This window comes from Micromonospora sp. WMMD737, from assembly GCF_049179055.1.
In the GTDB taxonomy this organism is placed as follows: domain Bacteria; phylum Actinomycetota; class Actinomycetes; order Mycobacteriales; family Micromonosporaceae; genus Micromonospora; species Micromonospora reichwaldensis.
The window spans coordinates 1-4,324 of the sequence record NZ_JBMHMH010000043.1 but is presented as its reverse complement, the minus strand read 5'-3'; the positions used below and the strand labels follow the sequence as shown (position 1 = coordinate 4,324).

General features: G+C 69.2%; 3 protein-coding genes. 1 reads left to right on the top strand and 2 read right to left on the bottom strand.

What is annotated here, in order from left to right:
• The coding region (locus tag ACN27A_RS34360) for an Ig-like domain-containing protein (RefSeq protein WP_421459169.1) at window positions 1–2,792 on the top strand (2,792 nt) is incomplete at its 5' end.
• A 20-nt stretch (window positions 2,793–2,812) separates the two neighbouring features.
• Here the strand turns inward: ACN27A_RS34360 and proB are convergent.
• Window positions 2,813–3,955: a glutamate 5-kinase gene (gene proB, locus ACN27A_RS34355; protein ID WP_421459168.1), complete on the bottom strand. Its 1,143-nt coding sequence runs from the start codon at window positions 3,953–3,955 to the stop codon at window positions 2,813–2,815.
• Window positions 3,952–4,324 (bottom strand): Obg family GTPase CgtA (gene cgtA, locus ACN27A_RS34350; RefSeq protein WP_421459166.1); only part of this gene is annotated, 373 nt, incomplete at its 5' end. The genes cgtA and proB, both read right to left, overlap by 4 nt.

Genomic DNA, 4,324 nt, shown 5'->3' with positions numbered 1-4,324 from the left:
CAGCGGTCGCCGGGGGCTTCACCTACACCCCCACCGATGCCGCCCGCCATGCCGCAGCAGCCGATGACGCCACCGCAGACCAGCTCACCGACACCCTCCAGATCACCGTCACCGACACCGACGGCAACACCACCACCGTCGCCGTCACCGTCGACATCGCGCCGGCCAATGTGGCACCCACCGCGACCTACACGGTGGACAGCTTCAACAACGGCGATTTCGAACTCGATTTCGAGGGCTGGACGATCATCGACTCGCAAGTGTGGTTGGACGGCACCCAGATGATCGCCGGCTGGCCCACCCCGGTCGACCCGACGAGTGCCCCGGACGGGGGTACCGAAACGGCCCCCGACCGCGCCATCTACCAGGTGTACATCGAGGACGGGCGAGTGGTACTGGATTCATTTCTGGGGGGCGTCCCGAACACCCCGGAGGGCAGCCGCATCGGCGGGGTGGTGCACGGCCCTGCCCTGGTTTCCGACGCCCCGGTGCGCATCAACGCCGGCGCCACCATCCAGTTCGACTGGGAAGCCAGCGGCGGCGGCGACGCCTACGATGTGCTCGGCTACGTCCTCGATGTCGACACCGGCGCCACCAGCATCATCCTCGACGCCACCGGAGCGACGCCGGGCGCGAGCCAGCCGGTCACGCAGGTCAACCACACGGTCACCGAGACCGGCAACTTCGTGTTCGTGTTCGTCGCCGGCAGCTGGGATGCCACCGCCGGTCACGCTGCAGGCGCGCGGCTCAGCGTCGACAACATCCGTGTTCTGAACAACAGCACCTCGGTCGCCGGCGAGGTCGCCGGGCTCGTCAGCGGTCACGACGCCGACAACGACACCCTCACCTACACCGCTCCCACCACGACCGCGCTGGGTGGAACTGTCGTCATCGACTCGGCGACAGGCGAATTCACCTATACACCGACATCCGAGGCCCGACACGCCGCCGCCGGCGGCGGCCTGCAGGAAGACACGTTCGACGTGACCGTCGACGACGGGCACGGCGGTGTCATCACCGTGGCAGTGACCGCGCCCATCGACCCCGCCAACGCCGCGCCCGAGGCTGCTGTGACCGTCGGGGATCCCGACACCACCACCGGCGCCGTCACCGGAACCCTCGCCGTCACCGACCCCGACGGGGACGGCGTCGCCGTGACCGTGCCGGACCCGGACGCTCGCGGCGCCGTCGTGTTCGACTACACCACAGGTGAATTCACATTCACCCCGACAGCCGCAGCCCGCCACGACGCGGCCGCCGAGGACGCCACTGCCGATGAGTTGACCGACACGTTCCACTTCACCGTGACCGACGGTCACGGCGGCACGCTGACGGTGCCGATCACTGTCGATATCGCCCCCGCCAACGCCGGCCCAGCTGTCGGTGAGGTGACAGCGGGCGTCCCCGACCCCGACACGGGGGTCGTCACGGTGTCGGTCGTGGCCAGCGACCCGGACAGCGACAGCCTCACCTTCAGCGCCGATGCCCTCAGCGCCCTGGGCGGCACCATCACGACCGACACCTCGACGACCGGCGGCTTCGTCTACACCCCCACCGAGGCCGCGCGCCAGATCGCCACCACCGACCCCACCCAGCGCAGCGACACGTTCGATGTCACCGTCGCCGACGGTCACGGCGGCTCCACCACCGTGAGCGTCACCGTGGACATCGCGCCGCTGGCGCCCAACGAACCACCCGCCATCACCGAGACCGTCATCGGCGAGCCCGACCCCGACACCGGCGTCGTCTCGGTGTCGGTGGTGGCCAGCGACCCCGACGGCGACGCCCTCTTCTACGACGCGGGCCCCACCAGCGCCAAGGGCGGCACGGTAACCGTCGACAACTCAACCGTCGGCGGCTTCATCTACACCCCCACCGACGCAGCCCGTCACGACGCGGCCGCCGACGGCGCCACCCCGGACCAACTCACCGACACCATCACGGTCACCGTGAGCGACGCCTACGGCAACACGACCACGACTCTCGTCACCGTCGACATCGAACCCGCCACCGCCGCACCCCAATCAGCCACCGTCACCCTCGGCGATCCCGACCCGAACACCGGCGAAGTCTCCGGCGCCATCACCGCCGTCGACCCCGACAACGACCCCCTGGTTTTCAGCGCACCCGCCACGACCACCTACGGCACTGTCACAATCGACCCTGCCACAGGCCTATTCACGTACACGCCCAATCAAGATGCCAGGCCCACCGATCCAACATTCGACGCTACGACGATCACATTGACCGACCCAGCGGCGGTCACTCAAGGCACATTCACAACAGCGGCATCCTCTCTGGGCAACGGCAGCATCAGCCAACTTGGTCAGAGCGGCTCCAACCCGTTCAACTACGTCGCAACCTTCTTCACGGCGGCCGACACCCAGACCTACAGGTTGGGTCAGACCAGCGCCCCGGCGGACACCGTGATGATCGTGTACGACGGCGCATTCGCCCCATCAGCACCCGGGACGAACGTAATCGGATTCAATGACGACGGCTACCACCCCGCAGATCTGACGCCGACCGGGTGCGGTGGGAGGACCAGCTTGTGCCCAAGCGTCAGCGTTGACCTGACGGCGGGTCAAACAGTGAGCGTCGTCATTTCGACCTACCGCAGTGGTGTCCCGCTCGGACTCCCGCAGAGCTTCTATTCGACCGGACCGGGCGCCTTCTCGGCGAGCCCGCTGCAAGACACCTTCGTGGTCACCGTCAGTGACGGTCATGGCGGCATCATCGAGGTCCCGGTGACCGTGGACATCGCACCGCTGAGCGACGAAGCTCAGGTCTGAGAAAGACCACCCGGCCCGGTCTACACCGCCACCAGGTCGTCGGCATGCACGGCGGGGCGGCGCATCTCGGCCGGCAGGTCCGACGTGGACCGGCCGAGCATGGTGGCCAGTTCCCCGGCGTCGTAGGCGACCACACCGCGTCCCACCATGGTGGCGTCCTGGGCGCGCAGTTCGACCACGTCGCCGCCGTAGAACCGGCCCGAGAGCGCGGTGATGCCGGCGGGCAGCAGTGAACGGCGCTGCCGGACAACGGCGTTGACCGCGCCGTCATCGAGTGTCAGCGCACCCGACGCCTCGGCGGCGTAGCGCACCCAGAACCGCCGTGCCGACATCCGCTCGGCGCGCGGGGCGAACACGGTGCCGACCGACGCGTCGGACAGTGCCGCGGCCGCATCGGCTGCGGCGGCCAACAGCACCGGAACGCCGGCGTCGGCTGCCAGCAACGCAGAGGACAGCTTCGAGACCATCCCGCCGGTGCCGAGGTGGCTGCCCTGGCCCGCCGTGACGTCAGCCAGGTCGTCGGGTCCGGCGACCTCGGGAACGAAACGTGCCGGATTGTCGGCGGGGGCCTTGCGCGGGTCGCCGTCGTAGAGCCCGTCGATGTCGGAGAGCAGGATCAGCGCATCGGCCCCGATCAGGTGGGCGACCAGCGCCGAGAGCCGGTCGTTGTCCCCGAAGCGGATCTCGTTGGTGGCGACCGTGTCGTTCTCGTTGACGATCGCCACCGCGTGCAGAGCACGCAGCCGGGCCAGCGTGCGCTGGGCGTTGGTGTGCTGGGCCCGCATCGAGATGTCGTGGGCGGTCAGCAGCACCTGGCCCACGGTGCGCCGATAGTGCCCGAACGCCGCGCTCCACGAGTTCACCAGCGCCACCTGCCCGACGCTGGCCGCGGCCTGCTTGGTGGCCAGATCGGTGGGCCGCCTGGGCAACCCCAGCGGTTCGATGCCTGCGGCGATCGCGCCCGAGGACACGATCACCACGTCCGAGCCGGACTCGATGCGCGCTTCGATCGCATCCACGAGGTACTGCAGCCGGCTGACGTCGAACATGCCCGACGGGGTCGTCAGCGCGGTGGTGCCGATCTTGACGACCACCGAGCGTGCGGTGCGCACCGCACCCCGGTGGACGGAGTTCGCCGAACCGGCCGGGTGAACGGAGTTCACTCCTGATCCTCGGGGCTCTCCCGGCGCGCCCGCCGCGCTGCTTTGCGCTCGTCGGCCGAGACCCGTTCGGTCTGTTCCAGCCGGGTATCGGTGCCGCGGCCCGACATCGTGACGTCCACCCCGGCCGGAGTCTGCGGCTCCCAGTCGAACGTCATGTCGCCGATCGTCACCGCACAGCCCGGCCGGGCGCCGAGTTTGAGCAACTCGTCCTCGACGCCTAGTCGGGCCAGCCGGTCGCCGAGGTATCCGACGGCCTCGTCGTTGTCGAAGTTGGTCTGGGCGACCCACCGCTGCGGGCGCACACCGCGCACCACGAATCCGCCTTCGCCGTCGGCCTCGACGCTGAACCCGCTCTCGTCGACGGGCACC